Here is a 26,065-nt window from a genome sequence, read left to right on the forward strand (position 1 = left end):
GCGGGTGCTTACTCGGGAAGCAGGCGGCGGCCGAACCCGGCGTCAACCAGTCGGCTGAATGATTTCCGCACCTCGTCGGGCATCTCCTGATCGATCGCCCATCCCTTAGCGGCATAAACCCAGATGCGCTGTGTGTCGCCGACGAGCATGTTGATCACGCGGTCGACGTCACCGATGCTCTTGATGTAGTCATCGAGGGGTAGCGGGCGCGATGCGCAGATCACATCGATTTTGGGCCAACGCTTCCTGCAGATGGCGTAGCTCCGGCGCTGTTGGTAAGGACGGCAAATTAGCACCGCGGATCGGACGGGGCCTAGGTCCGTGCGACCTTCAAGTAGTGCTCGGGTGAAGTCGATGTTCTCGCCCGTGTTGGTTGCTTCAGTCTCGATCAGGATCACATCGTCCGGAACGCCAAGTTCGACTGCCCGCTCGCGGAAGTGCACCGCCTCGCCGCGTGGAAACAGATCGATCGTGCCAGGGGCGTTGGCGCCAGTAAACACGATCAGCGGGAACATGCCCTGGTCGTACAGCTCCGCGGTGTAAGTGGCTACACCGGAGTCATGGCTGCCCAAGCCGATCCCGACGTCCACGGGTCGAAGCTCGTGGTGCATTTGGCTGTAGTCCCAGAGGGTCTCGACCTCGGATCGAAGTTCCTCTGGGAGTGTCGTCGTTGGCATTCCAATCCTCTAGTCGGGGAGCTTGAAGTCGTAAGTCCAGGCGAACCGAGACGCCGCGTGTACTCCGCGGGCAAACTCGATGAGAAGGTCATGCGCTGTGTACGTCCGTCGCTTCAGGATCATCACTGGTTCGCCTGAGGGCAATTCGAGGGTATCGATCTCATCGGGTGTTGGCATGCGTGCGAACACGGTCTCTGTCATGTGGTCGGGTTCGTAGCCTTGCAATGTAAGCACCGCAAATCCGCCGCCAGGGCCTGCTGGGCCAGGTGCCGGATCCACAAGTGGAGTGCCTGCGACATGCTCCGGGATGTAGTAGCTCGTGAGCGTGTGGGTCGGTTGACCTGAATCCCGAACCAGCCGGGAGCGCTCATAGACAGGCGATCCGGGTTCTAGCCCGAAGGCTTCGGCTACTTCGGCGTCAGCTTCGACCAAGGCAACCGTCTGGGTTTGGTCTGTCCGATTCCATGGTCGTCCGGAAGCTTCACGGTCGGCGATGAAGGCGACTGTGTCGCCGTACTTCCACTTCTTCTTCGAGTAGCGTTCCGCGCCGAGTCTGCGCATTGGCGGCCGCTCGCGAACTACGGTTCCGCGCCGGCGGATGGGCGTGACCAAGCCTTCGGCCTCAAGCATGCCGACTGCTTGCCGGATCGTTTTGATGTTGACGCCGTATCGCTCGGCCAACTCTTCTTGCTTGGGAAGCGTTGTGCCAGGCGAGTATTCGCCCTGGCTGATGGCATCGCGCAAGTTTGCCGCTACGTCTCGGTATCCGCTCATCCTTGGATCGCTCTCTAGTCGCTGAGTCGCGGTGGTGCTTCGTCATTAGAAGTAGCCATATTCTATCAATCCATATTTTCGGTCAAGTAAGACCGGCTCTATCGCGGACTCCGACCTGCTCTGCTCCAATAGAGGTGGTTCTAATGAACACCTACCGCTAGGTGCTTAGGCCATCCACAACGCGGAGATGGCATGCATTTCCGCTCTTTTCCACCAAGGAGTGAGTTCGTTGACTACAACCGACCGACCGTCGTTCGACCCCCGTCGTGTGCGGAACCTCATCAGCCTCAAGACGGCCGCTGAGCTTGTCGAAGTGGATTCCAAGACGATCAAGAATTGGATCAAGGCTGGTGTTCTGCAGGGCTTTCGAGTGAACGACCGCCTTTGGCGCGTCAACCGCGATGAGGTTCTTGCTCTGGCGCGGCCCGTGCTGCCCGAGTCGGCTGACGGTGTGGCATGAGCGCCCCGAACGACCGAGTGCTTCAGGCCCGGATCGCAGCTCACGTGTCGTGGGCGCAAACCGGGGATCGTACGGCACGTACTGCCAAAGCTCGGCAGGCCCTCGTGAGCAAGTTCGAGCGCGAGGTCGATCCGGATGGGGTGTTGCCTCCCGACGAACGCGCCCGGCGTGCTGAGCACGCCCGAAAGGCTCACTACACGCGGTTGGCGCTTCGCTCGGCGCAGGCGCGTCGGCGGCGGTGCCGCAACCGCCGGGAGGGGGAAGCATGATGCGCGATTTCTTGGGCAATCACGTGTCGCAGGTGGACGAGTACGGGTCCGCGGTCGATGTCGACGGGATTCGTGTGGGTACGTCGGTGTGGGGTTCGTTTCGGGTCGGCTACTTCGAGAACGTCGACAGGATCTGTGTCGACGTCTTGGACGGCCATCCCGGCCGGGGTCGCATGTCGATGCAGCTGACGCTGGAACAGGCGATGCTGCTGCGTGACCTGGTGGACGCCGGTATTGCCGATGCGCTGGCCGCGCAGGCGATTACGGAGCCTGTTTCGGTTGCGCCTGAGCATGATTCGGCGACCGATGCCGGGGCGGTGAAGTGATGAACCGGCTGACCTTGTTCCCGTTCGTTTTCGTCGGGATCGTGATCGCCTTCTACGCCGCGCCCGGATTCGTCTTCAGCGTGATCGTCAGCGCGTTTCTGATCGTGTTCGGCGTGCGGTGGTTCGTCCGCTCCGCGAGCGCGTCTCGCCGGCGGGGGGTGTGGCGATGATCGAGCCGGTTGTTCGTACGGATGTGGCGGTGGTGCGCGGCATCGGGTTTGGGATGGCGTTGCTGCCGTTGGGTTTTCGGTTGATGCTGCTGGCCGGCGCGCTGCTGGTGGCGATGGCCGGATGCACCGGTGCGTGGATCCAGCAGCAGCACTACGTGCCGTCGCCGAACGTCTGTCGCGCCGATGAGGTTGGTGTCCGCACCGACTGCATCCCCCGCGCGCAGCTCACCCTGGTGCCCGATCAGGCGGGGGCTCAGCGATGAGGCCCGTACCGCCGGAATTTGCCGAGCAGATCGCTGAACTCGACAAGGCGCGGGAAGCCGCATTCGCTGCACTGCGAGCGGCCAACGCCCGCGGCCTGACCGGGCGCGACGTCGACGCGATGGTCACCGCGATGGAGGAGATCGAAGCGCGGTGCGAAGAACTGCGCCGACGCTACTTTCCCCGCCGTCACAAGCTGGTCCTTACCTGCGGTGTCGCGATGCTCATGTCGAAGTCTTACCGGCGTGCCGAGATCGTGTGGGATCGCTCGCCCCGGGTTGCGGGGGCGCAGTGATGAGCGAGGGCATTCCGACCTACCAATGGCGCACCGCCCCAGCGCATCTGCGGACGCGTCGCCAGCTTGCTGCCGAGGGTTTGCGCCCGAATGGGCAGGACATCGCGGGCAAGCTGCCCTACCGGCGGCGAGGCCGCGAGTACGTGGCGCACCTGTTCGACGTCGGACTGGCCGCGCCGAAACGGCCGGCGACCGAGGCCCAGTTGACGGCACTGGCCAAAGCGACTCGCGAGCACCAGCTTCGGGCCGCCGAGCGCCACGGCGTCGACCGCAGCGAGTTCGAGCAGGACACCGAGCCGGGCTCGGCGTGGGAATCCACCAGCGCGCTGGCGGGATACGCGGGCTCGGGCAATGCCCTGGCCGATGCGGTGACCCGCAGTGCCGAGCGAGACGGGATGGACCGATGAGCATTCAACTTTTGCCGCGGGACATGGCTGGTTTGACGATCACTGCCGAGCAGTGGGGCGGCCCGCGGGATGTGATCGCCGAGATGTTGGGCGTGAGTCTCAACCGCGGCTACCGGATCACCGCGAAATGGGAAGCGGCGGGCATGATCAGCCCCAAGCGGGTGCGCCCGGTCCCGGGGCCGTCGTGGGTGTTTCCCACGAAAGGCGCCGCTTCAGCGCTGCTGGGCCGGTCGGTGCGGTATTGGGTGCCGACACCGAAAATGGCGGCCCATACCAAGGCGGCGTTCCAGTTGCGGCTGGCGTTGACCGGGATGGATCTGGAGCGCTGGATCTCCGAGCGCACCTTGCGCGCCGAGGCCCCGATCGTCGCGGCCGGGCAGCCGCGCCCGCATATCCACGATGGCCGCTACTACGACAGTGCGGGTGATCTGTGGGCGGTCGAGGTCGAGCTGACCGCGAAAAACATTGCCGAAGCCCGGTCTTCGGTCGTGCGGGCGCGGCTGACTGCCGAGCGGGCTGGTTGTGCCGGGCTGACCTACTACTGCCGCGGCGAGGCGGTGAAGACCGTGGTCCGCAGTGCGGCAGCGGGTCTGGATCTGTCCAGTGGCCCGAAGTTGACGCTGGTCGATCTGGACGAGTTCCTTGCCGCCAAGAAGGCCGAATCCTGCTCTGCCGCTGCGCGACCCGGGCTCCGGGTGATCGCGGGCGGAGCCGCTGATCACGAAACCACCCAGGTCACGAACCGGAACGAAGGAAAGGCGGTCGGATCATGACCTGCACTCCGATGATCACCCCGCAAGACTGCGGACCCACCACAACACCTACTACCGATCCCGTGCCGGCGTCGCCGACGACGGAGCAGCCCGGCATCCACGTGCATCCGGAGATGCCGCCGATCGGGATCAAGCATGATCCGCTGGGCTGGCTGCCGGATTTCTCGGCCTGGCATTGGGACAGCGTCGGCCAGCACGCCCTGCTGGGCGCGGCGTGCCTGGTGACCGTGCTGATCGGCATGGTCGCGATCGTGGCCCCGGCGACGCTGTTGGGCTGGAAACCGGCCCGGCTGCGGAACTGGATGTTCGCGTCGGTGTTGGCGATGCCCGGCGCTGCCGCGCTGTGGGCGTGGGACGTGTTCGCGCCGGTCCGCGATTTCGGTCAGGCCGCGCACGAATGGCTGGCCGGTCAGTTCGTGGGCGGGATGTTCGGGATGGCCCCGTTGCTGATCCCGGCGGCGTGGATGGTCGCGACCCTGTTCTACACCAACCGGCGGGTGCAGCTGGCCACGGTCGGGCTGAGGAGCCCGGCGCGGACCGAGCGGGCGTTGTATGTCCAGGCGCAGCGTGAGCAGGGTGCCGCGGCGCGGCTGTCGCGCCGGCGGCTGCCGTACACGACGGGTGGTTTGAACCCGGAGCTGGTGATCGGGCGGTTGTCGCTGGAAACCGATCAGGCGCCGCCGTCGAGCGTAATGCGGGCCCTGGTGGGCCGCAACGAGACTCGGCTGATTCTGCCGTGGATCAATGTGGCCGAGCACATGACCACGGTCGCTTCCAGCGGTTCGGGTAAGACGACGTTGATGCTGCGGGTGCTGTTCAGCTGGTTCGTGACCACGTGGACGCGGCATCGGCAGTGGTGGCGCCACGACCGGCCGGGTCGGCCGCTGGTGATCGTCGTGGACTGCAACGGCGGCCCGGAGTCGCGCAAGGTCGCCGCCCGGATGCAGAAGTGGTTCTCGGCGTTGGGTGTTCGTCCCGACCGGATCGGGACCTTCCCCTTCGACGTGGCGCTGCGCATGTGGCCGCGTGCGGACTTCGATGCGTTGCCGGTCAAGGTCCAGCGGGTGATCGTGGACGATCTGCGGTCGGTGTTGTCGGCGATGGTCTCTGGTGGTTCGACGCCGACGACCGACACCGAGAAGTACTTCCACGAGATCCGCGAGACCCTGATCCACCTGATCGTGGACGCCCCGGCTCGGGTCGATCTGATCAACGGTGTGCCGACACCGGTCGGGCACAACCCGCCGCGCAGCTGGCTGGAGTTCTTGTCCCGCTTCGATGTTGCGAAGCTGTCGAAGCTGTGGGGCGGCCAAGCCGGGGTGACGCCGTGGTCGGGCGTGATGGGCGTGGACATGGAGATCGCGTCCACGATCGACGGCAAGCAGCCGGTCATGAACTCGGCGCGCGCCGAATTCGCGAACCTGTACCGGTCACTGGGTTCGGCGTTCGACGGTGAGAAGGAGCTGACCGACTTCGATCTGATCTACATCGTGCTGGAGGGCGTGAAGACTCCCGACCGGGCTCGTGCCCAGTTCGGTGCTCTGGGAACGATGTTGGAGCAGTTGGCCGACAAGCAGCACGGCCGCACCTCGCTGATGGTCGTGGACGAGTTCTCGGCGGTCTCCGATGGCAAGACCCGCGCGGTGAAGTGGGTCGAGCGGCTGCGGAAGGCCGGGATCGGGTCGTGGTGGATCGCACAGTCCTGGCAGGGCCTGGGCCACGACGACGACAACCGCGCCGCATTGGTTGCCGCGGCGTCGGGCGGCAGCCTTCTGGGCCGTTCCACCGACCCGGAAACCCTGTCCAAGGTCTATGGCACCCGCCCGAAGTTCGAGCTGTCCCGCAAGCTGATCGGCGGCAACCAGCACGGTGACGAGGGCAACGTCCAGCCCTCGGACCAGTACCTGCTGCCCCCGAACCGGATGCGCGCCATGGCCAAAGGCGATGTCGTGCAGGTCTCCGGCGGTCGCGCCCGCTGGGGCCGGGTGAGCCCGCTCGATGACAACGAGCTCAAGAACGTGCGCGCGCTGCCGGGCATCGCCGACTTCGCCGAACTCGCCCCGGCCGGCGCGGATCAGCTGGCCGCGGTCATCGATCTGAACAAGCGCCGACCGGCCTGAAACCCACTACACGAGAAGGAGCTACGCAGATGTCTTCCCTGAACCCGATCGAGCCCGAGGACCACGGCGAGGAGCTGGGCGGGCGTAGCGCCGCCGAGCAGGCGCACGAGCAGCAGGTCCTCGAAGCGCTCACCGCCGACATGCAAGGCAGCACCGCCGCGCAGCTGGCCGCGCAGATGGTGCCGGTAGTCCCGGACGGCGGAACGGTCGGCCGCACCGTCGCCCCGCACGTCTCGCGGATCACGAAAACCCGTGAGAGCCTGCGGATCTGGGGCCCGGCCGTGGCGACCACGGTCACGGCGACCATGGCGGTGGCGGTGCTGCCGCTGCCGGGTCCGTTGTCGCTGTATGTGCTGGCGCTGGCCGCGTTCGCGTGGTGGCACTGCGCCGGGCGCCCCGGGCCCGTCGACTCGGTGCGCATGCTCGCGGGCGTCGCCGCCGGGAACTACGCCGGGCTGCGCGAGTGGGTGACCCGCCTGTCCGAGCGGCGTGGCGCCTACGAGGCCCGCCGCACCTCCACAGACCCCGGATCGCAGTAGCGGATCCGGTCCCTCAATAACACCGATTGGAAGGAAAACACCATGAACAACAACGACTTCCGCGCCGCCGCACTCGGCATCACGGGCGGGGTGATCGCGACCTTCGCGACCATCACGTTCCTCGACAACGACATGGATACCCGGATCCTCGACGCCATCGGCCGCTGGCGGATGACCCCGCGCGAGCGCGACGAATACGACCGGATCCGCCGCGGCCAGGCCGAGACGTACGCCGCCGAGGCCCGCAAGACCGAGGAGGAACAGGCCGAGATCCGCGCCAAGTTCCGCCCCGGCCTGCTCAGTCTGCAGGGCAAATTCGCCGTGCAGATGCCCTTGTCGGAGCTGTCGATCCGCGACCTGATCAGCGAAATCCGCTACGCCAAGACCCGCAAGCGCGAGGAGATCGCCGATGGCGACGGCACGTACGTGTTCGGCGAGGCCGAAGTATGGGGCCCGCAGGTCGATGCCCTGCGCAGCGAATTCCAGAGCCGCCACATCGAGGACATGTCGCTGCTGGACCGCACCCGTTACAACGCCGCCTACAAGTACGTGAGCAGCCACCGAGACGAATGGCCGCCTGTGCCGGCGCGCCGCACCACCACCGCCGGGATGGCACAGACCTCCGCCGCAGGCGAGCCGTCGACGTCGTACCCGTCGTACCCGGATTTCTCCGGCCCCGCTGCCCTGGCCGACGCCACCACTGAGGAGTAGAAACCCATGTCCGACAACGGGAATCCCGTCGACGAGATCGTCGGCGAGGCACGCAAATTCAGCGTCGCGATGATGGCCGCGATGAAGCGGCACACCCAGGCCGGCAACTGGCTCGAACGCCGCAGGGCGCGCAAGGAAATCAGCCGGGTGCTCCGGGCCGAGCAGCGCGAGCAGGCACAGGCCCGCACCGACAATCTGACCTGGACCAACCAGGCCGTGGACCGCTACCGCGCCCATGTGCAGGTTGTCGCGGCCCGTGCCGCGGATCCGAGTGTGGATCACGACCGGCGTGCTCGTGACGCCGTGGCTCTGGCCCGGCATCGTGATGAGCTGGCCGGGCAGTTCGTGAGCAACGGCCATTTGACCCGCACCGAGCAGGGCATCGCCCTCGACGGTCTGGACGCGGTGACGGTGTTCCCGGAGTACGAGACCGGTGACCTGTTCAGCCGTGCCCACAAGGTCAAGGGCGTGGAAGCGCTGCACTACCGGGCGCGGGTGGCCCGCGAGACGGTCAGCATGCGCGAGCGCGCCGAGACCGAGAGGGTCGCCTGGGAAGCGAGCGTGGACGCCGCGCGCCGCGCGAACTGGGAACAGTCCGAGCTTGCTCGTATCGAGAACGCTCAGCCGGATCAGCACCGCTACGCCGGAGAGCTGACCTGGACCGATGCGCAGGGCGGCGTGACCATGGCCGAGCGGCAGTGGTTCCCGACCGAGCATGTCGCCACCGAGTGGATCGGCCGCAGCATCGATCACTCGCTGTGGACCGAGGGCACCACCGTGCAGGTCCGGACCGTCGACAGGCACAACGCCGCAACGCAATACAGCGAGCGGGGTCGTCCCGAGGTCGTGGCCGATCAGCTGGCCGCCCGCGAGGCCATGTTGCGGGAGCGGACGCTGGCCGGGCAGGTTCACCGCGATCACGCGCCGGCGCGGGCCCGCGAGGCCGGGCAGGAGTCCGGCCGGCGGATCCACTCCATCGGCGAATCCGGCCGGGTGTGGACCGCCGACGAAGCTGGATGGTTCGGATCCCATGCACCGAACACCGTCGCCGGGTTCGAGGCGAAGTTCGCAGAGGTCCAGCGGCGCGCTTTTCACGACATCAGCGAGGGCTTGGGCTGGTCGGAAGAGATCGAGCACGCCCGTTTCGGTCTCGATCACAGCGACGCTCTCGACCCGCAGGCGCGTGCACGGGCTCGGGAGATCCTGACCGTCACCGAGACCGAAGCCAAGCTCGGGCAACGACCCGACCGGGATCTGTGGCAGGCCGTGATCGATCCCGCCGAGTTCGACCGCTGGAGCGGCCTGGGGGAGCGGGGCACCCGGGAAAAGCAGCACCAGCAGCCGAGCCAGCAGCAGGCCGCGCGTCCGGCGCCCGCGAACACGCGAGAGGTACCGGACTGGGCCGAGGGTGTGGCCGGGCAGATCAACGAGCTGGCAGACCAGCGAGACACCCTCCTGGAACAGACCAAGCAGCTCACCCAGATCACCGAGGACCTCACCGCCGAGCGTGACCGGCTGCGCGGAGAGCGTGACGAGGCGGTGCGCAAGCTCGCCGAGCGCACGCCGGCGTCCGAGCGGTTCGGCAGCCCGGAACGCCAGGCCGAGCAGGCCAAAGCGGCGGCGCGACAGTCGGCAGGCTCTGCGCTGGCCGACTACCAGCACGGTAGCGCCCTGGCCGATGCCCTCGCCCGCAACGGACACGACCGGGAAGGGATGGAGCGGTGAGCGCCGACGTCGCGGGGCCGACCATGCCGGGCGAGGCACCGCCCGACATGGACCCGGCGACGCGGCGCAGTCAGTCGCAGGCACGCGATCTGGCTGGCCACTACGGATGGCCCGACATCACCACAACAACCAATCGAGAGGACACCGAACCGATGAACGACACTACCCACCCCGACCACACCGCCGAGCCGAACGAGACCGAGTCCGAGACCGAGCAGCAGATGCGCGCGGACTTCATGCACGCCTGGGACAGCCTCTCGCGTGACCCGGAGGAGTACGACCCCGCCGACGCCGTCGACTACGCCGAGTACTCCGGTCCCTGGGTCAGCAATGAGCACTGGCGAGACGAGTGGGACTACCTGTGGGACGCAACGCATCGCTGGCGCGAGAACCCGGCCGCCGCGGTGACGGCGCTACGCGCGTCGCTCGACGACAAGCTGACGCCGAGCCAGCGTCGTAGCGAACTGCAAGCCTGCTACATCGCCGAGCACGGCATCGAGTGCAATGAGTCCGGGTTGTTGACCTCGCACTACGTGACCCGGGTCCAGGACCGCGCCGAATCGGCCGCGGGTGCGCCGTCGCCGCTGGCCGACTACCAGGCCGGTAACGCGCTGGCCGCGCACCTGGCGAACTCCGAGCGCGACGGGTTCGAGCGGTGAGCGTCCCGGCCATCGAGGCGACCATGCCCGCCGAGAGCTTCGGCGCGCACGATCTGGTCACGCGGCCGGCGGGTCCACGGTCCCCGGTCCGGACGGCCTGCACCACGGTGCCGACGTCCACGAGCACGGTCCGGCCGTCGCCGGAAGCTCTGGGCGCCACCGACCTCGAAGCGCGGCTGATCGCAGCGCACGAGCGGACCGCCGAGTTGGAGGAGCTGCTGGCCGCGGCGGTCGCGGGCCTCGACGCTGCCGAGCATCAGGCCGCGCAGCTGCAAGACCGTAACCGGGAGTTGGCCAGCGATCTGGACAACGCGCTGGATCAGCTGGCCGGGCATGCCCTGCACGCCGAGCAGGAACGACTGATCCGCCCGCCGGCGTGGAGCCCGTGGACCGCGTCGGCCGACCGGGAGGGATACGACCGATGAACTCGTCAACCACTGTCCAGCCTGTCCACCGGGTGTCCAGCGGGCGGTTCGACCTTGCCGAGCTGACCGCTTTGGCGATGACGATCGTCATCGGTGCGGGCGCGTTCGCGTGGTCGTTCGCCGCGCTGACCGAGCTGGCTGTGATGGCCGGAATCACGCCGCGTCTAGCGTGGGCCGGGCCGATTTTCGTCGACGGCGCGATTGTCCAGTCCGCGGTCGCGCTGGTTTCGTTGCAGCGCCGCGCCCGCCAGGCCGTTGTGATCCCGAAAGCTACGCGCTGGTTCTTCTGGGGTGAGTTGTTCTCCGCCGAGCTGATCAGCGTGGTCGGAAACGGCTTGCACGCTGCGGAATCCGGGCATCGAGTGCTGCCCGCGACCATCGCGGCATTCGTCGCGGGCGCGGCACCGCTGTTCGGATTGGCGGCCACGCACGGCCTGACCGCGCTGATCGAGGTTCCGCGCAACCCGCAACCGGAGCCCGAGCCGGAGTTGACGCCGGTTTACGCCGACTCCACACGGCTGGACAGCGACTGGACAGGACTGGACAGCGACCGGACAGCGCTGGACGGCGGGCAGACAGTGACCGCCGAGACGGTGGACACCGATCCGGTGGCCGAACGCGATGCGGAGATCCTGCGCCGGCATGCGGCGGGTGAATCGATGCGCGCGATCGGCGCCGCGGTCGGGCTGTCGCATTCCCGGGTCGGGCAGATCATCGCCGCCGCCGACGCGCCCGACGACGGTGGGGAGGTGCTGAGCCTGGTTCGCTGACCGATCGCCCGGTGGTGCGGGAGGGTGTGCGGCGGTCCCTCCCGCGTCCAGGGCACACCAGTGTCGCCGGGCGGCGATGGCCGAGACGGCCACCCCGGACCCGCGAGCCTCTACCGCCACACAGGCACAGCCCTACGGGGCAGGCAGCAAGCCCTGCCCTCCTCAGTTCCCTTCCACCTCACACTCTTTGGAGGACACCATGACCAATGCACTGACCGACCTGGACCAGATCAACGCCGAGCTGATGGGCGCGGGTGCCCGGAACCCGTTCGGCAAGGACGTGCAGCCCGGCGACGGGGTGACCGGCGAGATCGTCTCGGTCGTGCGCCGCCACCGCCACAACAGCGCGGGTCAGCCCCTGTTCTGGGTCAACCGGAAACCCACGGTCGCCACCGGCGGTGACCCGGTGGTCGATTCGCAGCTGATCGTCGAGACCGACGCCCGCGATGACGAGCAGGACGACGGCCTGCGCGCGATCACCCTCGACCGGGACGTGCAGCGCGCGATCAGCGCGGGTGTGCGCCGCGCCCGCGCCGGCGGATTGGCGATCGGCGGCCGGATCGAGGGCCTGCTCTACGTCGGCCCGGTCGAGGGCGGCGGCTACGGCCGCATCTACGACCTCGGCGCCTACATCGCACCCGCCGCCTAGCGAACCCAACCACCAGAGCCCCCGGCCCGTGATGAACGGACCGGGGGCTTCGTCGTGAGCACAACCTCTCAGCGTTTGGCTACAGCGTCGCAGGGCCGGTGGAGGCACTGTGCGCCGTCTGTACGCGGTGACGCACGGCGCGTGCAGACCGATGGCCCAGGGCCAGGGCCTATCGGCATCGAGAGTGACCACCTTGGCCCGTCTGGCCGCTATGTATTCGCTGAGTCGGTCAGATTTGTACTCGGGTCAGGCTACCGCTGAGCTGGGTCCGTACCCTATCGCCGAGTTTGAGGTATCTGTCGTCGATCGGGCTGTCTGCGATGCGTTCGCCCCAGACAATGTGTTGCTGCAATGTGATCGGGAATGGTGACGATGCCACATTGCGTCTCCAGCGTGCCAAGATCTCGATCGGGCTGCGTCCGAATCGCTGGGCGATTCCGGTGAGCAGATGCAGCTCGCTGATCGTGACGAGGGCAGGGGGAAGGACATTTTGGGTGCGTAGGCCTGGCACATTGCGCGCGCGGCGGACAACTTCGTAGTCGACGAGTGCCGTGTAGGGCAAACCAACATCGGGCACGGCGACAAGTGGGACGAACTGGGTCCGATCACCGACAGTGAAGCAGCCTGGAACTCCACCGTTGTCACGCAATCCGTTGATCGTCGCGGCGAGCTGCATGAATTTGGTGTGGCCAGCGTTTGGAACGTCGCCGATAAGGTTGAGTCCAAGGTCTCGCTTGAATTCTTCGGCTGTTCCAGTTCGTTCGGCGAAGGGCTGGTGCAGTGGGCGGTTGTTCGCGTCTATTAGGACGCAGGTTGCCCCATCTGAGATAGCCCAGTCGCAAGTGGATGGAGTCTCCGGCCCATCGCGCAGTGCTGCGCGGAGCGCGCGGGCATCCGCGACGGCGGGACGAGTGTTTCCCGGCGTGGCCGCGGCCATCCGCTTCAACTCGTCACCGACACGTACCTCGAAGACATCGGCGACCGCCTGCTCGAAGTGCAGCGCACCACGAGCTGGAGGGGTGCGGTGGCCGCCAAGTTTGGTGAACACATCCCAGAACAACAGGCCGCCGAAGATGCGCATCTTGACGAACTGAGGCTTGAGCAGCAGCAGCTGACCATCTTCGAGCCGTGCGAACGGAAACCGCTGCAGCGTATAGCGCAGCCAGTGTGTGACCTGCTGACGAGCCTGCGCGCGAGTGAGGTGCCGACGCAGACTCGGCAGATCTGCTGCTGCTTCTCGGACGATGAATTCAACGGCCGCGCGGTCGGCGCCGAGTGCAACCAAGTCGTCCGGATGGTGGGCAACACGGCCATTTCGAGCTCGGTCGAGAAGAAGGAGACCGAGGGCGAGCACGTCGTCGAAGTCGACGCCGAAGGCTGCGGTGAACACCGCTGCTGGATTGGGTTCGGTCACCAGTTCAGGGGGCGTCGTCGGCCATCCCCGGCGCCAGGTGTCGTGAGTGTGCGCGAGCAGCGCCGGCAGGCTGTCGCAGCGCTCGAATGACATGGTGGCGACCTCGTCCACTGTTGTCTCAATTCGCTCGGCGTCTACGGCTTCCTGGCCGATTCGCTCGAAGTACTCGTTGACGTTCTTGAACGCGTCAGGCCCGATCTCGTCGATGCGGCCCAAGTCGGGATGCCGGTCAGGCTGGTCGTGCTCCTGGTTGATGCCGAGAATGCAGCGAAGCAGATCATCGTTTGTAACCGGGCCCGCTGTCTCGTCCGACGAGCCGAATTCGACGATTTCGTTGATGCACTGCACAAGAGCGCGCTGGCTGAACACACCGTGCCCGGGATTCTGCAACTGAGCAAGAACTCGGTGCGCGAGTGGGGTATCGACCGCGCGGATCCAGGCCTTCTCCGCGTCCGAATGTTTGTTCCGCTCGGCGGCGAAGTCGATAGTCGCCTGCAAATCGGCGAGTCGTTTCAGCGTGGCTTCAGCCGCCGCGGCCGCCCAGATTGTGGTTCGTTCGTCGCGGTCGACGGTTGTATCGAGGACGTTGGTTGCTAGGACCGCGTGACCGGTCGCTGACATCGCTGCAACAAGGGTCTGCATCGGATGCATGCACATCCCCTTTCCCCTAGCCGATTTGGGTTGCTCGGCTCCGCGCCGAACAGCTCGCGGAGTCTAGTCGTGAGCCCCGACATCACCAACAGCCCTCCACCAGATGCGTGACAAGGCAACCGCTTTCGTCGGTCACTCATGCGAACGGATCACTCGGCATCTCGGTGGTTCAGCCGGATGCGTCTCGCCGATCAGCGTTAACGTGGCCAGCTGCTCGTGACCCCGGCGTGTCGGATCGTCCCCGATTGTTCCCCGGCCCCTTCCCTCGAAGGCTTTCTGTGCCCGGACTGCGGGTTGCTCAAGGGTGGCCGTAGGCCATCGCCGTAGGCGACGCGACGCAGGAGCGCCCTTGAACAACCTGCGGGCCGGGCACACACTGTCCGGCCGAGGAAGGGGTCCTCTCGTGTTACGGCATCGGCTGTCCGGCAGCCGATCCCGCAAGCTCGCAGGCGCGAAAAACCCGCGACTCCCGCGCACATCAGGCGCACCAAGATGGTGCGGGTTTTTCGCGCCCCCGAACCACTACACCAACCCTCCCTGAGCTGGGCGTTAAGGGCATGATTTCTGCTCACTCCCCACCCCACCCAGTTCCACATCTCATCGCCCACTTCGTGATCAACGAGATGTGGAACTGGGTGGGGTGGGGAGCAATCAGAAATCAAAAAGATCAAGTAGGGGAGGGTTGGTGTGGTGGTGAAGAGAGAAAAGACAAAGGAAGTGGTTGCGTTGGGGCAGGTATCGGAAAGTTTGCGAGTGGGTTGTGTTGGGAGACGGTGGTTGTGGTGGTGTCGTGTGCATCGGCTGCGGTCTAGGGCACGCGGCTGTGCGTGATGGGCGGCTGGTGTAGCGCGTGTGGCGGTGAGTGTGTGTGGATGCGCGGGCGGTGGCCCGCGGAAGGGCTCGCACAGCCTGGCGGCCGTGTGCCTCTGGGCGATGGCGCCGCATTGTGTTCCCACGCCCCTCACGCCTCAAAGGCGTTCCTACGTCGCGTCGGCAAGCCGATGGCTCAAGCGCCACCCCCAGGGGCAGACAAGAACGCCGGCGCTCCGGTCTACGCCCGCGCTGGGTATATCACCTCATCGGTTCGATCCTGCGGGCGCCAACTTATCTGGCACACGGGACATTGCACAGGTGCGACAATGAGATTCGGGTTCGGGTCGATGATTTCTACAGGTCCGGTGGACGCTGCGATATTTCCTCGGCGGGAGATGAGAGTCCGTCAGTGAGCGATGCCATCAACAGCGGATCCGGCACGCTCGGATATGTATGGTTTGTTCGCGTCAGATCTTCGAGGCGGGCCAGCGCGGTGGGTGGATCCTTCAGCACGTGTTGGTTGGCTTCCAGGGCACGGATTTCCGCCACCGAGAGGGAGCGGGCGATCATGCTGGTGGTGCCATCGCCAGCTGTGGTCTTGATGACCAGGATCGATCCGATCAGCAGTGCTGCGTTGTCGATGCCGCTGACCGCCTGGGCGAGTCGCAGCGTTGCATCAGCTTGGTTCACGTTCACCTGGCTCATCGGCCCCTGCAGGGTCTTGACCTCGATGGCCTGTTCGAGCTTCTGAAGCCGCTGCTGTACGTCGGGGTTGTTCATCGCGTCTTTGGACCGCACCTTGAAACGGGCGAACCACGATCCGTACAGCGGCGGTCCCTTCGGATCCAACTTGAGGCCGTAGGTGTCGAGCACGTCGATCACCGCGTCGAGCACGGACCGGATCTTCGACTCGTCGTTCGTGTCGAGATAGATGACACACTCACTCGCTGGGGGTGGTGAGTCGACCTCGAAATTTACGGCGGTGCGCCACCTGTCAGTTCCGTTTCCGTCATGCAGAATAAGGGGGCCGACGTTGTCGCCGCCGATGTTGATCTGTTTTTGGCGGTCAGTGTCGGGGAGGTCGACCTGGCCAGCAGTTGAATCCGGCAGCAGCACATCGCGACCCGCACTGCGGACTACGTTATAGTCACCGTGGACAACAACACTCTCACCGGGCGAAACGGTGATCTCTACATCGCCGTTTATTGTGCTGTCGACGGCCCGCAGTCCTTCCCCAGTGAACTTGACTTGGACGATATGCAGTGCCCCGGCCTCCACCCACTGCAGATCGACACCAGCCAGCATCTGAGGCGCGTGTTGCTGCACTTCTCGCAGGACGGCAATTGCGGCCTCCACTAGCTCCACATCAGAACCCGCGCCGGCATCATCGAGTTCCCCGGCCAACGCCTTCCGCTCAGTCGGCGAGTCTGGTCGCAGGTGCACGTTCTCCAGGTCCACGCTGCTGTATCTGCTGGAGATCAAGCGCATCAGCGCGAAATACGTCTCACGCACCGATTTGCGTACCGTGCCGGTATCAACGGCCAGCGTACCGGTGGTCACCGCCAGTGCCACTGCCGTCGTCCCCGTATTGTCCACCGGATCGATCCTCCCCATCGTCGCCGCGTTCCCCGCTGTCTGAACCCAGCGGGCACAACAGAATCTAGCCCCGATGCGCTGCTTAGGTGTGCCATCTCATGAGGTTGGTTCGTGGAGCGCAGGCTGGCGCCGTAGTCCGGTTGTGTAGTGCTGGCGGGGTATCGCGAGCTGCGCTCGCGTCTGCGTTCCGCTCGGCTTGTCGTGGTGGGGCACCTCTCCGCTCGGCCTGTTCTGGGGCTATCACACGGGTACCGGCCATCAAGGGCGCCTGCGGCGTCGGCAAGCCGATGGCGCAAGCGCCACCCTTGACGACCGGAACCCGTGTGATCGAGACGCCCCAGGCCGAGCGGAGAGGAACCCCACCACGACCGGCACGTGCTCCACTCCGGAGATCCGCAGCCTGACGGCTGCGCGCGGGGGCGCTGCCCACCGGACCCCCGCCCTCGCCGGGAGCAGGCCTTCACAGAGAGGGGAGGGGAGCGCATGCGCGAGCCGTGTGGTCTACCGCAGCATTCAGACAACCACGATCATTGCTACGGCGGAACGTCCGCTGATCAAGGGCAACTCGGTAGCATCGTGACAGCAACGCTGTGGCCGGGGTTCTCGTGGCAATGGCGATTGTTGCCCACACGGCCACCAATTCGCGGCGAAAAGTCCGCCACTCGACCCACTCAAAAGCGCTGATAGACATGCAGATTGGGCCGTACCGGTCGGCAGTGGTTTACAACGATACGTGGTCCCAATCGAACGGTGCGCCGGCGGGCGTGCCCGATTGATGGGTAGTCATCAACGTGCGTTGATCCATATGCATCAACGCATTGGTATTGCGAAATAGGTTGAAGCTCAGCCATTTTGATGAGTAATTCTCAAATTGGGCCGCTTCGAGCAACGGACAGGATCGGAAAGGCTGGGCGGGCTGGGAGCCGAGTCCGGTCGAATGTCCCTTTAGCCTGAACCGAATCAGCCGGCGCCCCAACCGCGGAGCCGGAATCGCTGACATCGGCAGCAGTCACCGCCAAACGAGCTGCCGCACAGCTTCGCCGCTTGCCGCGAAGATCCTGCTACCAGACTTCACGAGCCTTGGAGCCGACGTCGTTGTCGGCTCACTACCCCTTCAGCTGCTCCCACGCTCACCACAGCGGTGGGTCTCCCCGCCTCCTCATCGGCTCAATTGTCTCGCTCCAGGAATCCGTATCAAGGGCGCTCCTACGTCGCGTCGGCAAGCCGATGGGCCTTCGCCCACCCTTGACCCGACTTCCTTCCACAGAGGGCGGCCAGTATGAGGAAGCAGGGAGAAGAATAGCCGTGGATTGGACCTGCGCGGCCAGAATTACACACGCAAGCCATTGTTGAATCCGCCGAGATCTCCGTAGTGGAAATCGACTTTGAGCCAGCGTTGAGGTTAGCTGATAAGCGACTCCCAGGGCTCTCGGTACCTCCGAGCCCATGGGCCTCGGCTGGGATCAAGGGTGGCCATGAAATTACCGACTACCCGCTTTTCGAAATCGGCCAAATCTGGTTGGTCGCCCTCGTTGAAATGTGTCGAGACTCTTTGTCGAAGATAGTTCGGCAGCCACTTTCCTTTTAGGAGTGTGTGACTCTTCCCTTGTGCATAGATGCGATATACTCGGGATCGAATGTCGGACTCAAGCTTGGAAAATTCTGCATTATCTAAGCCGGAGCTTTGGTGTATCTGGTTTCGGACGGAGTCAATGTGCTTGATATCGTCACTCGATACCGTGCTCCTGGAGTAATTTGCCCTAGAGCCGATCCCCAGCATATGTGACAGCAGGCAGAGAATAATCCATTCGCGCCACTCCAGGGCTACATCGCGATGCCATTCGCCTAGGGCTTTCGACAGTGTTTCAGACTCTGCGGGGGTAATTCCTGCTGTTATGCAGAGCGCACTCTTCGGATCGCCGTTGATCAGGATGTCTGCTTCGACATCGTATGCGCGTGAATAGAATACGTGGCGATGTCTCTTCAGTCCTCCGCATATATTCTGTGCATCTCGATCCAGCATGAATACCGCCGCCTTGGGGCCGGTGGAAGTTATCTGAATCAAATGATTTCGAACCCTCATGCTCTCAAAGACTTGTAGGATACTGTCCTTGCCTCCGCCGGTATAGATCGATTCGATTTTTGCGACCTCGTAGTTGCCCGCCAAAACCTTGCTGGATTCAGCGATCAGTCCGTAGTACGCTTTATCGTGCCGTTTCCCCTCGACAACGATATACAAGGACTTCGGGCTCATGAGAACTAAGCGGCTAAATGCCTTCGGTGACCAAGCGGGCTTGCTCAGAGCTCTATTACGCAACGATCCTCCAGTTCAGCCATGATCTCCGGGGAGTGTGTCGCCATTATTAGCTGCGCCCCAGGGTTCACGGTCCTCATGCACTCGATAAGCTTGTTTTGCCATGCGACATGCATTGAGAGCTCGGGCTCATCGACAAGTATGCAATTGTCTCGCGCGTCAAGACACTCAAGCAGGATGACAAGTAGCTGGCGCTCACCACTTGAGAGGTGCCTCAGTGGAATATTGGATCCATTAACGGCGACGGTGATCCCCTCATCGCCGAACGTTACTTCGCGACCCTTGGTGAAGAACTCGCTAATCATCTTTTCAAGGCGCCGCTGAGGCTCAAGGAGCCCTGCAACTTCTTGCTCAACCTTCTGTAGCCGTTGAACGATATCCGGCAGAATGCTGTCCTCGTTGTATCTCCGTTGGAATTCGTTGAAATCCTTGAAAGCAAAACCGCCGATTCGAGGGTTGGTGCGCTCGCTAAAGAAGCTATTAACCAGGGAATAGGCTTGTCCGACATCGAGCGGCTCGATCGTCTTGTCGCGTTTCGTCACGCCGCGCAGAGCGACTTCCAACACGGCTGCTAGAGCATGATCCTGAGCCATCCGGATTTCTCTATTGGAGCGGTACCTCCAATCGGCCCACCGCTGCTCGATGCCTTCGACGAATGCCTCATCCATGTCCATATGCGGACCGTTTTTCGAGGGAACCCTCCTGCGGGGAGTGCGGGGCGGCGTACTCAGAATTCTTGAAATTGGAAGCCATCGGTGGCCGAAACGGTTAATCGAGCCTGGCAGCTCAGGTTTTGTCGTCCACTTTTTTGGCTGCGCTAGCGAAAGGTGATGGATTACGTCTCCCGTTTCCGGGTCGTAGTAGTCTTCGAGATCTTCGTTGTTGTCCCTCAGCTCTCTTTTGGTAATCTCTCGAACAATCGTCTTCGCGTGATTGTCGCTATAGAATTCTACTCGTGCCGACCTGAATGCGACGCCGCGTAAAGCGTCTGTATCGTTGTACAACGCGCTGTGAAGGATTTTCAGCATTGATGTCTTACCCGACCCATTTGGGCCCCAGAAAACATTGACATCTTCGTTCAGGTCATGGTGCACAACGTCGCGTCGGCCTGATAGACCCTTTATCGTGAACGAGGTAACCCGCGTCATGAAGCTCCATTCCAAACTCGGTGTATCGCTTGGCGCATTGGGATAGGCGTAGCGTGCAGCTACTGTAGCTGAATGAGAAGGGGTTACTATGACACCATGCCCATACCAGATAGGGGTGCGGCTGTGCCTGATCCTGTCTCAACTGTATTTTTGCGGCTGCAAAGGGAGTACTGCAAACTGCCTGTACCTCCTTCGGTCCCCTTGCGGACGCATGCTTGCCTGCCGTCTTGATGCATGACATAACGTAGATTCTGGGAGCCGTCAAGTGGTGTATGGTCAAGATGCGAGATATTGGCACGGTATGTCATAGAGGCACTGGCGCCTCTTGTTTTCGATCCCCGCAAAATTAATGGATTCGAACCGATATTATCGGGCTACGATGTCCGCGGAGATGGCCGATAGGGGCCGAGATCACTAAGATCTACGCAGGCTACCGGGTCAGCCCAACTAGTCGAGAATGTTCCTTCTTTAGGGCGTCGAAGGTATCAGCGACATCCTTGTCAAAATCACGTGGCCAATCGGTTCTTGAGTGCCAGCAGTATTCAATACCCTCGTCCTTCCAACGCTGATGCACAGTTCGCCAACTGTTGTAGTGCTCCATGAACCCCAGATACGACGGCGGCATGGTCTCACCAACGATGAGGTGGGTATGACTGGAAAGCAAGGTTTGAATCTTCAGGTTGCGAGGCATGAAATCGTTGTCAACCCAATACAGCCATGTAGCAAGCTCATCAGCACTCCATGGGTCATCATCTCGGAAGATGGCCCGTCGCCCGAGATTGGACTCAAGATCGCCAAGGCTTGACTTCCCCTCAAGCACCAAGAATGCCAAAGGTCCATATAGCTCTGCCAACTGCGTCTCAACGATGCTCAAATGGCTAGCTAGTCGCTGCTTCTCCGTTTCGGCACGCAGCGCGAGTACATGAGTGACGAACCATCCAATTCCTGTCACAGTCGCCGCAATCACCGCGACGAGGACTGTCACATTCAATCTGATGCCTCCCTCCAAGCGAGCGTCTCCAAATCTAAGCATCATCGAGGAACCCGCGAGCGAGGACAGGCCGACGACACCTCTGACGACAACGTTGACGACAGTCCGCTAACCACCGCAGCCGCAACGCCATCTGCCCGTGGACCAGATCGCGCCTGATCGCCCACCGAGCCCATGACTACGGATCGGATGGTCCCCGGACTCGGAGCGTGTGCCTCGATCAGCCCAGAGTCCGCAACCACTGCGCAGGAGTGTCTAGTACACCCAATCTTGCCGACGATGCCAGCGGCCATTCCTCCGCTCAGATGCCCTATCCCTTTGCGTGCCAACGCTGCTCGTCACGCGCAAAGATCGAGAATGGCGGACGAACTATCCGTTCGAGTTCCATTGCGGGGATGCGCTGGAATTCCTTGCCGCCCACGGTCACGAGTTCGACGCGATCCATTCCAGCCCGCCGTGTCAGGCGTCGTGCACCCTGACCGCCGACTTCCATCGTGGTTCCTGGAGAGGGTCAATAGCCACTAACTACTTCGACCTGAAGAACCCTATTGAGTAATAGGGCGGCTGGTTGGCGGGGTTGTTGTGGCCGGGTGTTGTTGGTTGACGGTCACGCCGCCAGGGCGGGTGATCTTGACCAGGTTTTGGGTGAAGATGCCGTGCCCGGTCCTGCATCGACACCGCCCGGAAGCTGCTGGAACTCACGGCCCTATACCGGTGGGTGTTCCATTTCGAGCAGCTGGAGTTCCCCCGAACAATTCCTCCACTGCCTCTAGATGATGTCGTCCGGCGGGGGCAGCAACGGGTACGGCCGGGTGCGGTTCTGCTCCTCGCGCTTCGCTCGGCACTGCGGGCACATCATGGACATGTAGCCCTCGCCGGCCGGGCGTTCGCCGCAGATCTGGCACATTGTCTGATCATCCGACACGCGCAGATCATAAGCGACCGCTCGGCTATTATTCGCACATGGGTTCGAATGACCGGCGTGTCTGGTATCTGCACCCGGACGGCTACGCCATCGACAACGACCACCTGGTCCAGACTCCGCACGGGTGGGTTCTCCCGACGCCGATCTTCTGCTCGGGCCCGGAACGCCACGTACTCGCGGCGAGCCGGTCGACATTCGGATGGACCGCGTGCCGCCTCGCGGGATGCTCCCGCGGTCATCTCGTCCATACCTGCGGCCGCTGCGGTGCCCATGTGTATCAGCCCGAACTCGGCCCGGGCTGTAGCCCGTTGGCGTTCGACGGCCGGGACGGTGTCAGCGATGGCATCTGACCACCTGCTCGCCGCGGTCCTGGACGTCCTCGCCGAGGTCGATCCGGCCGAGGTGTTCGACGGACGCGACGTGCTGCGTGCGGTCCGGCCGGCGGTCGACCCGGCGCCGGACCTGGACGAGGTCGACGAGGTGCTCGCGCTGCTCGCCCTGCCGATGCTCGGCGGCGTCGTCGCGGTGTGCGACGGCGTCTATCGGACCGGGGCGGCGGCCGAGATCGTGATCGCGAGGTTGCGGCGGCTCGCTGAGGCCGTGCGCGTGGTCGACGACGAGGATCTGGCCGACCGGTATTGAACGCGCCGAAAGGTATTGCGGCGCTGCCGACGCCGACCGGGCGGGGCCGGCCAGCGCTGTCCGCACCGAAGTCCGCCCGGCATGGTGGTGATGATCATGATCCGGATTTGATGGAATCGCCACTGGTGCACGGGGTCGGTCGGGTCGAGCCCCGCATGCTGCAGGCGCTGGCTCCGTTCGTCGTTCATGGTTGGTTTGACGTCTGTTAGAGCTGGTCGCCGAGTCTCGCCTTCCGATGTGCATCCTGTGCGCGGGTTTCAGCTGTCGCGCGGGCGTACCGTCCGATCATCTGCCGGGATCGCCAGCCCGCCAGCATCATGAGGTCCTGCTCTTGGCCGCCGTTGGCCAGCCAGTTGTGTGCGAAGAAATGCCGCAACTGATGGGGGTGGATGTGGCCGATACCGGCTTGTTCGGCCCGCCGATCGAGCATCTGCTGGATGCCCGAGCCGGTCATTCTGCCCCGCTTGCCCAGCCAGAGGGCGGGGTTGTCGTTGACGGCCTGGGGGTGTTGGGCGCGCGCACGAAGGTAGCGCCGCAGGGCGATCCGGGTCTTGTCGCCGAAGGGCAATGTCCGCGGGCGGCGGCCCTTGCCGGTGACCAGCGCGGTGTTTTCCTGGAAGTCGAGAGCGTCGAGGTCGAGCGGTGCGATTTCATTGATCCGGGGTCCGATGTCGGCCATGAGACGGATGATCGCGCTGTCACGGCGGGCCTCGAAATCGGTTCCCTCACATGCAGACAGCAGCTTCCGGAGCGACTCGATCGGCGGGACTGGGATCGGCTTCTCGGGGACGAGCGGCGGGTTCATTTTGTCGAACGGGTTGGCGGTGAGGATCGCCTCGATCTCGAGGTATCGGCAGAACTGCTGGAGACTGCGGTACTGCCGGTGGGCGTACTCGGGGGTGACCGGCCGGCCTGTCCGCTTGTTCGTGCGGTTCAGCGTGTCTTCGATATAGGCGCCGATGTTGTCGCGGGTCAGTGCCGCGGCCGTCGGGGCAATCGGCGGGTCCTGGGCACCGAGGAAGGCGACGAAGTATCCGACGTCGCGGCTGTAGGTGTCGATGGTGCCCTTGGACTTGTTGGTCCGGCGTAGTTCGGTCTTGAAGTCCTCGAGGAGTTCGGCGATGTCATCCAGATCCGGCCCCATGTCCGGATTCTACTCGGAAGAGTTCCTAGGTGTTTGAGCGTTGTGCGGGCTGGGAATCTCTGAACTCGGCGAAGTCTTCGCTGTTCAGAGCACCCAAGCGCCCCCGGCAGGAATCGAACCTGCGACCTAGGGATTAGAAGGCCCTTGCTCTATCCAACTGAGCTACGGAGGCAGTGCGGGCATCGGCGGTGATGCGGGCTCCAAACACCTTGACCGAAATCGATCTCGGTGTCCAGCGCGTTAAGTATAGCGAGCGTCCAGATCAGCAAAGCTGGGTCGCGTAGCAACTGTTCGGCGCGTCGGGGCGGTTGTGCAGACCGGAGGACCGGAAACCCCAGGGGAGTCTGGACGGGCGCTCCGAACTACGCTGGGCCCATGTCGTCAGTGCAGGACCCGCCCGCAGGATCGGATGTTTCGGCGAATCGGTCGGGTTCGGGGGTGACGTTCGCGGCGATCACGGCACTGGGTGGAGCGGCGACCGCGCTGGTGGCAGCGCTGGTCGTGGCGTTGTCCGCGGCGCAGGCGCTGACCCTGCTGGGCATTCCGGATCCGGGACCGCTGACCACCTACGGGCTGCCGGCGGTGCGGGCGGTCGCGGATTTCTCGGCGGCGCTGACCGTCGGGTCGCTGCTGTTCGCCGCGTTCTTCGTGCCGCCGCAGCGCAGCGGGCTGCTCGACGTGGGCGGGTATCGGGCGTTGCGGCGCGCCGGGAACGCGGCGCTGGCTTGGGCGGTCGCGGCGGCGTTGCTGGTGCCGTTGACCCTGTCGGACACCACCGGGCAACCGCTGCAGGATTCGCTGCGGCCCGAGGAGGTGTGGCGCGCCGCGGACAAGGTCGATGTGGCCGGGTCGTGGCGATTCACCGTGTTCATGGTGGTGGTGCTGGCCATCGGCTGCCGGGTGGCGCTGCGCTGGGGCTGGACGCCGGTACTGCTGTGGCTGTCGGTGCTGTCGCTGCTGCCGGTCGCCCTGACCGGGCATTCCTCGTCGGGCGGCGCGCACGATCTGGCCACCAACAGCCTGATCCTGCACCTGGTTTCGGCCTGCTTCTGGGTGGGCGGCCTGTTCGCGGTGCTGGCCTACGCACTGCGGGACGGCAGACACACCGCGCTCGCCGTGCGCCGGTTCTCGAAAGTGGCGACTGTCTCATTCGTGGTCATCGCGATCAGCGGTGTGATCAACGCCTATGTCCGGGTGCCGCTGTCGGATCTGTTCAGCACCACCTACGGCAAGCTTGTGCTGGCCAAGGCCGCCGCGCTGATCCTGCTCGGCATTGTGGGGTTCCTGCAGCGGCAGCGCGCCATCCCGGATCTGGAGAAGGATCCGCAGGATCGCGGCGCGCTCATTCGCTTCGCGGGCGTCGAGGCGCTGATCTTCGCGGCCACCGTCGGCCTGGCCGCGGGCCTGGGCCGCACTCCGCCGCCGGACCTGCGCACGGTGCCCACGCCGACCGAGGTGGAGATCGGCTACAACCTGGCCGGCCCGCCGAATATCGAGCGGCTGCTGTTCGACTGGCGTTTCGACCTCGTCTTCGGGACCCTCGCGCTCGTATTGGCCGTGGTCTACGTGCTGGGTGTGCTGCGGCTGCGCAAGCGCGGCGATTCCTGGCCGGTCGGCCGGACCATTGCCTGGCTCGCGGGTTGCGCCACCCTGCTGATCGCCACCAGTTCCGGTGTCGGCCGCTACGCCCCGGCCATGTTCAGCGTGCACATGGCCCAGCACATGATGCTGTCCATGCTGGCCCCGATCCTGTTCGCGCTGGGCGGCCCGGTGCTGCTGGCGCTGCGGGCGATTCAACCGGCCGGTCGGGACGCACCGCCCGGGCCGCGCGAGTGGATCCTGGCGGCCGTGCACAATCCGGTGTCGCGCTTCATGACGCAGCCCGTGGTGGCCTCGGTGTTCTTCGTGGCCGGTTTCTACGCGCTGTACCTGGGCGGCATCTTCGACAAGTTCGTCGGCACGCACGGCGCGCACCTGGTGATGAATGTGCACTTCCTGCTCAGCGGATACCTCTTCTACTGGGTGGTGATCGGCATCGATCCGAAGCCGCGCCCGGTGGAGCCGCTCACCAAGCTGGGCATGGTGTTCGGTTCGCTGCCGTTCCACGCCTTCTTCGGCATCGCGCTGATGAGCATGGATACCGTGATGGGCGGCTGGTTCTATCGCGGTCTGGGCCTGTCCTGGAACCATGATCTGCTCGCCGATCAGCACACCGGCGGTAGCCTCGCCTGGGCCAGCGGTGAAGTACCGCTGGTGGTGGTGATGCTGGCGCTGCTCATCCAGTGGTCGCGCAGCGACAAACGCCTGGCGAACCGGCTCGATCGCAAGGCCGAACGTGACGACGACGCGGACCTGACGGCGTACAACGCCATGTTCGCCGAGCTCGCCCGGCGTGACGGAGAGGTGCGCAAGTGAAC

Annotated in this window: 27 protein-coding genes and 1 tRNA gene; 18 read left to right on the forward strand and 10 right to left on the reverse strand. The window is 64.4% G+C overall.

The annotated features are described in order from the left end of the window. Positions 1 to 8: 8 nt before the first annotated feature. Complete coding sequence (locus tag ACFXIV_RS28490) at positions 9 to 590, reverse strand: YdcF family protein (protein ID WP_379399003.1); 582 nt, start codon at positions 588 to 590, stop codon at positions 9 to 11. A gap of 96 nt (positions 591 to 686) precedes the next feature. Continuing rightward, complete coding sequence (locus ACFXIV_RS28495; RefSeq protein ID WP_379399002.1) at positions 687 to 1,451, reverse strand: GntR family transcriptional regulator; 765 nt, start codon at positions 1,449 to 1,451, stop codon at positions 687 to 689. A 229-nt stretch (positions 1,452 to 1,680) separates the two neighbouring features. Here ACFXIV_RS28495 and ACFXIV_RS28500 point away from each other — a divergent pair, with 229 nt between their 5' ends. From ACFXIV_RS28500 to ACFXIV_RS28570, 15 genes are all read left to right on the forward strand, one after another. Beyond that, entirely contained in the window at positions 1,681 to 1,911 is a 231-nt protein-coding gene (locus tag ACFXIV_RS28500; RefSeq protein ID WP_379399001.1) for a helix-turn-helix domain-containing protein, read from the forward strand. 268 nt (positions 1,912 to 2,179) lie between these two features. Further along, positions 2,180 to 2,506, forward strand: coding sequence for a hypothetical protein (locus tag ACFXIV_RS28505; protein WP_379421347.1), 327 nt, complete (start codon positions 2,180 to 2,182; stop codon positions 2,504 to 2,506). Then, positions 2,506 to 2,676 carry a hypothetical protein gene (locus tag ACFXIV_RS28510; protein WP_379398999.1) on the forward strand — a complete coding sequence of 57 codons (171 nt, stop codon included), beginning with the start codon at positions 2,506 to 2,508 and terminating at the stop codon, positions 2,674 to 2,676. The genes ACFXIV_RS28505 and ACFXIV_RS28510 overlap by 1 nt, the downstream gene beginning before the upstream one ends. Next, positions 2,673 to 2,939 (forward strand): hypothetical protein, encoded by a 267-nt coding sequence (locus tag ACFXIV_RS28515; RefSeq protein WP_379398998.1) that lies wholly within the window; start codon positions 2,673 to 2,675, stop codon positions 2,937 to 2,939. The genes ACFXIV_RS28510 and ACFXIV_RS28515 overlap by 4 nt, the downstream gene beginning before the upstream one ends. Further along, positions 2,936 to 3,232 (forward strand): hypothetical protein, encoded by a 297-nt coding sequence (locus ACFXIV_RS28520; RefSeq protein WP_379398997.1) that lies wholly within the window; start codon positions 2,936 to 2,938, stop codon positions 3,230 to 3,232. The genes ACFXIV_RS28515 and ACFXIV_RS28520 overlap by 4 nt, the downstream gene beginning before the upstream one ends. Beyond that, positions 3,232 to 3,639, forward strand: coding sequence for an RRQRL motif-containing zinc-binding protein (locus tag ACFXIV_RS28525; RefSeq protein WP_379398996.1), 408 nt, complete (start codon positions 3,232 to 3,234; stop codon positions 3,637 to 3,639). The genes ACFXIV_RS28520 and ACFXIV_RS28525 overlap by 1 nt, the downstream gene beginning before the upstream one ends. Continuing rightward, positions 3,636 to 4,412, forward strand: coding sequence for a hypothetical protein (locus ACFXIV_RS28530; protein WP_379398995.1), 777 nt, complete (start codon positions 3,636 to 3,638; stop codon positions 4,410 to 4,412). Before ACFXIV_RS28525 ends, ACFXIV_RS28530 begins: the two co-directional genes overlap by 4 nt. Then, positions 4,409 to 6,532, forward strand: coding sequence for a hypothetical protein (locus ACFXIV_RS28535; RefSeq protein WP_379398994.1), 2,124 nt, complete (start codon positions 4,409 to 4,411; stop codon positions 6,530 to 6,532). Before ACFXIV_RS28530 ends, ACFXIV_RS28535 begins: the two co-directional genes overlap by 4 nt. Positions 6,533 to 6,561: 29 nt before the next feature. After that, positions 6,562 to 7,071: a hypothetical protein gene (locus ACFXIV_RS28540; protein ID WP_379398993.1), complete on the forward strand. Its 510-nt coding sequence runs from the start codon at positions 6,562 to 6,564 to the stop codon at positions 7,069 to 7,071. 42 nt (positions 7,072 to 7,113) lie between these two features. Next, on the forward strand, positions 7,114 to 7,782 hold the full coding sequence (locus tag ACFXIV_RS28545; RefSeq protein WP_379398992.1) for a hypothetical protein: 669 nt from the start codon (positions 7,114 to 7,116) through the stop codon (positions 7,780 to 7,782). A gap of 6 nt (positions 7,783 to 7,788) precedes the next feature. After that, on the forward strand, positions 7,789 to 9,507 hold the full coding sequence (locus ACFXIV_RS28550; protein ID WP_379398991.1) for a hypothetical protein: 1,719 nt from the start codon (positions 7,789 to 7,791) through the stop codon (positions 9,505 to 9,507). Beyond that, a complete protein-coding gene (locus tag ACFXIV_RS28555) occupies positions 9,504 to 10,166 on the forward strand; it encodes a hypothetical protein (protein ID WP_379398990.1) in 663 nt (220 codons plus the stop codon). The genes ACFXIV_RS28550 and ACFXIV_RS28555 overlap by 4 nt, the downstream gene beginning before the upstream one ends. Continuing rightward, positions 10,163 to 10,591, forward strand: coding sequence for a hypothetical protein (locus ACFXIV_RS28560; protein ID WP_379398989.1), 429 nt, complete (start codon positions 10,163 to 10,165; stop codon positions 10,589 to 10,591). Before ACFXIV_RS28555 ends, ACFXIV_RS28560 begins: the two co-directional genes overlap by 4 nt. Continuing rightward, positions 10,588 to 11,361 carry a DUF2637 domain-containing protein gene (locus tag ACFXIV_RS28565; RefSeq protein ID WP_379398988.1) on the forward strand — a complete coding sequence of 258 codons (774 nt, stop codon included), beginning with the start codon at positions 10,588 to 10,590 and terminating at the stop codon, positions 11,359 to 11,361. The genes ACFXIV_RS28560 and ACFXIV_RS28565 overlap by 4 nt, the downstream gene beginning before the upstream one ends. Before the next feature lie 199 nt (positions 11,362 to 11,560). Further along, positions 11,561 to 12,010 carry a hypothetical protein gene (locus tag ACFXIV_RS28570; RefSeq protein ID WP_379398987.1) on the forward strand — a complete coding sequence of 150 codons (450 nt, stop codon included), beginning with the start codon at positions 11,561 to 11,563 and terminating at the stop codon, positions 12,008 to 12,010. 229 nt (positions 12,011 to 12,239) lie between these two features. Here ACFXIV_RS28570 and ACFXIV_RS28575 read toward each other — a convergent pair whose 3' ends face one another. The 6 genes from ACFXIV_RS28575 to ACFXIV_RS28600 form a co-directional block, all read right to left on the reverse strand. Continuing rightward, positions 12,240 to 14,075, reverse strand: coding sequence for a hypothetical protein (locus ACFXIV_RS28575; protein ID WP_379398986.1), 1,836 nt, complete (start codon positions 14,073 to 14,075; stop codon positions 12,240 to 12,242). A 1,167-nt stretch (positions 14,076 to 15,242) separates the two neighbouring features. Next, positions 15,243 to 16,484, reverse strand: coding sequence for a hypothetical protein (locus tag ACFXIV_RS28580; RefSeq protein ID WP_379398985.1), 1,242 nt, complete (start codon positions 16,482 to 16,484; stop codon positions 15,243 to 15,245). A 1,402-nt stretch (positions 16,485 to 17,886) separates the two neighbouring features. Continuing rightward, a complete protein-coding gene (locus ACFXIV_RS28585; RefSeq protein WP_379398984.1) occupies positions 17,887 to 18,738 on the reverse strand; it encodes a hypothetical protein in 852 nt (283 codons plus the stop codon). Between the two features lie 44 nt (positions 18,739 to 18,782). Further along, positions 18,783 to 19,946: an AAA family ATPase gene (locus ACFXIV_RS28590; RefSeq protein WP_379398983.1), complete on the reverse strand. Its 1,164-nt coding sequence runs from the start codon at positions 19,944 to 19,946 to the stop codon at positions 18,783 to 18,785. Positions 19,947 to 20,376: 430 nt separating this feature from the next. Then, positions 20,377 to 20,937: a hypothetical protein gene (locus ACFXIV_RS28595; RefSeq protein WP_379398982.1), complete on the reverse strand. Its 561-nt coding sequence runs from the start codon at positions 20,935 to 20,937 to the stop codon at positions 20,377 to 20,379. Between the two features lie 769 nt (positions 20,938 to 21,706). Next, positions 21,707 to 21,862, reverse strand: a complete 156-nt coding sequence (locus tag ACFXIV_RS28600; protein ID WP_379398981.1) for a hypothetical protein — start codon at positions 21,860 to 21,862, stop codon at positions 21,707 to 21,709. A gap of 38 nt (positions 21,863 to 21,900) precedes the next feature. Between ACFXIV_RS28600 and ACFXIV_RS28605 the strand changes: the two genes are divergently transcribed. Continuing rightward, positions 21,901 to 22,212, forward strand: a complete 312-nt coding sequence (locus ACFXIV_RS28605) for a hypothetical protein (protein ID WP_379398980.1) — start codon at positions 21,901 to 21,903, stop codon at positions 22,210 to 22,212. Beyond that, complete coding sequence (locus tag ACFXIV_RS28610) at positions 22,202 to 22,504, forward strand: hypothetical protein (protein WP_379398979.1); 303 nt, start codon at positions 22,202 to 22,204, stop codon at positions 22,502 to 22,504. The genes ACFXIV_RS28605 and ACFXIV_RS28610 overlap by 11 nt, the downstream gene beginning before the upstream one ends. 205 nt (positions 22,505 to 22,709) lie before the next feature. Here the strand turns inward: ACFXIV_RS28610 and ACFXIV_RS28615 are convergent, their stop codons facing one another. Both ACFXIV_RS28615 and ACFXIV_RS28620 read right to left on the reverse strand, forming a co-directional pair. Then, positions 22,710 to 23,648, reverse strand: coding sequence for a tyrosine-type recombinase/integrase (locus ACFXIV_RS28615; RefSeq protein WP_379398978.1), 939 nt, complete (start codon positions 23,646 to 23,648; stop codon positions 22,710 to 22,712). Positions 23,649 to 23,746: 98 nt separating this feature from the next. Continuing rightward, positions 23,747 to 23,820, reverse strand: a tRNA-Arg gene (locus ACFXIV_RS28620). Positions 23,821 to 24,023: 203 nt separating this feature from the next. On the opposite strand from ACFXIV_RS28620, the gene ACFXIV_RS28625 reads away from it, so the two are divergent. After that, complete coding sequence (locus ACFXIV_RS28625) at positions 24,024 to 26,063, forward strand: cytochrome c oxidase assembly protein (RefSeq protein ID WP_379398977.1); 2,040 nt, start codon at positions 24,024 to 24,026, stop codon at positions 26,061 to 26,063. Positions 26,064 to 26,065: the final 2 nt, after the last annotated feature.

Origin of the sequence: Nocardia sp. NPDC059236, from assembly GCF_042754085.1 — a bacterium.
GTDB lineage: Bacteria > Actinomycetota > Actinomycetes > Mycobacteriales > Mycobacteriaceae > Nocardia.